The organism is Pseudomonas sp. 300, assembly GCF_055803035.1.
The window spans coordinates 2,952,744-2,955,153 of the sequence record NZ_JAVLRV010000002.1 but is presented as its reverse complement, the minus strand read 5'-3'; the positions used below and the strand labels follow the sequence as shown (position 1 = coordinate 2,955,153).

The window sequence follows — 2,410 nt, the reverse complement described above, 5'->3', positions numbered from 1 at the left end:
GAGATCGACGGGGAGGAACTGGACTTTGTCGCCGGCCTTGAGCTGCCCAAGCTGCCAAAGATCCGCCTCGATCACGGTCACCGGGCACACAAACCCGCCCAGGCTCGGGCCGTCCGGCCCGAGAATCACCGGCATGTCCCCGGTGAAATCCACGGCGCCAATGGCGTAAGGATTGTCGTGAATATTCGACGGATGCAGCCCCGCTTCACCACCGTCCGCACGTACCCATTCCGGCTTCGGCCCGATCAGACGCACGCCCGTTCTGCTGGAGTTGAAATGCACTTCCCATTGAGTCGCGAAGAACGTGCCGATGTAGTTTTCGGTGAAATATTCCGGTGCGCCGTGCGGGCCGTAGATCACCCGAATCTGCCGCACGGCAGGCAACTCAGGGATTTCCGGCAGTTGCTCACCGACGCTGTGATCGCTCAACGCCGGCACATGCAATACATCGCCGGCTCGCAATGCTCGACCACCATGCCCACCAAACTGCCCGAGCGTGAAGGTACTTTTACTGCCCAGATAATCCGGCACTTGCAGGCCGCCACGCAGGCACAGATAGCTGCGAGCGCCCGCACCGGCAATCGTCCCGAGGCTCAGCGTGGCACCGACGGGAATCAGCAGCGCCGTGTTCATCGCCACGGTTTCACCGTTCAGCGTCAGCGGAATCACTGCCCCGGTGACCGCCACCACTGCGTCGCAATTGAAGCGCAGCAACGGCCCGCTCATGGTGATTTCCAGCGCGGCGGCACCTTCTTCGTTACCCAGCAACAGATTGCCCAGACGCAATGCGCGACTGTCCATCGGCCCCGACGGCGGCACGCCCACGGCCCAATAGCCGAGTCGCCCCGGATAGTCCTGAACGCTGGTTTGAGTGCCAGCGCTGAGCACTTCAAAGGTGTTGGCCTGATAGATCAGATGTTCGAGACAGCGGGTCCACGGCTGGCCGCTGGCGAACGGCGCATCGAGCAAGATCTGCCGCAGGTAATCGCGGTTGGTTTCCACGCCATAGAGTTGGCTGTCACCCAAGGCCTGATGCAGATCGGCACGCGCTTCTTCGCGGGTCGGTGCCCAGCAGATGACCTTGGCGATCATCGGGTCGAAGTACGGCGGAATCTCGCAACCGGCCTCGACCCAGGTGTCGATCCGCAGTTGTTTGCCATCGGCGACGGGGAAATTCACAGCGGTCAGCAAGCCGGGGCTCGGTTGAAAATCACGACCCGGATCTTCCGCATACAGCCGCGCCTGAATCGCATGGCCGTTGGCTTTCAAACCTTGGCTCAACACGCTCAGCGGCGGCAGATCACCCGCCGCCAGTTCCACCATCCAGCGCACCAGATCCACGCCCCACACCTGTTCGGTGACGCCGTGTTCGACCTGCAAACGGGTGTTCACTTCCAGAAAATAGAAGCGCTGGTCTGCGCTGTCGAAGACGAATTCCACGGTGCCGGCGCTGCGGTAATTCACCGCTTTGGCCAGTTTGATCGCCGCTGCGCACAACGCTTCGGCCATGCCTTCTGGCAGGTTCGGCGCCGGGGTTTCTTCGAGGACTTTCTGATTGCGGCGCTGCACCGAGCAGTCGCGCACGCCGAGGGCGATCACTTCACCGCGACCGTCACCGAACACTTGAACTTCGAGATGCCGCGCGCGCTGAATGTACTTCTCGATGAACACACCGGCGTCACTGAAATTGTTCTGGCCGAGGCGTTTGACCGCTTCGAAGGATTCGCTCAATTCGGCAACACTGCGGCATACGCGCATGCCGATGCCACCGCCGCCAGCGGTGCTTTTGAGCATCACCGGGTAACCGACTTGTTCGCCAGCGATCAATGCCGCATTGAGGCTGTCGAGTAGCTCGGTACCTTCGAGCATCGGCACGCCGTGCTGTTTGGCCAAGGCGCGGGCCGTGTGTTTGAGACCGAATACGCGCAGCTGTTCTGGCGTCGGACCGATGAAGGCGATGTCGGCGGCTTCGCAGGCTTCGGCGAACGCGGCGTTTTCCGAGAGGAAACCGTAGCCGGGATGGATCGCCGTGGCGCCGCTGGCTTTGGCGATGGCGAGGATTTTGTCGACCGCCAGATAGGTGCCGGCCGCCGCGCCTTCACCGAGGCTGTGGGCTTCATCGGCTTGCAGGATGTGCAGGCTCGCGGCATCGGCTTCGGAGTACACGGCGACGCCTTTGACGTGCGCTTCACGCAAGGTGCGCAGGATGCGGCAGGCAATGGCGCCACGGTTGGCAATCAGGACTTTTTCGAACATGGCATAACCCCTGGAGGGGATGCGGGCCGTCCCGCAGTTTTTCGTTGGGCGCCGGGGTCGTCCCCGACGGCAAAAAACGTTCACTCAAAAACACCACTGCCCCCCTGTGGGAGCGAGCCTGCTCGCGATGGCGTCGGAACATTCAACATCGATG

At 62.1% G+C, this 2,410-nt stretch carries 1 protein-coding gene; it reads right to left on the bottom strand.

Annotated elements, in window-relative coordinates:
- Positions 1 to 2,256, bottom strand: a 2,256-nt coding sequence (locus Q7W83_RS19945) for a 5-oxoprolinase/urea amidolyase family protein (protein ID WP_473656635.1), incomplete at its 3' end; no start/stop codon positions are given.
- Between the last annotated feature and the right edge of the window lie 154 nt (positions 2,257 to 2,410).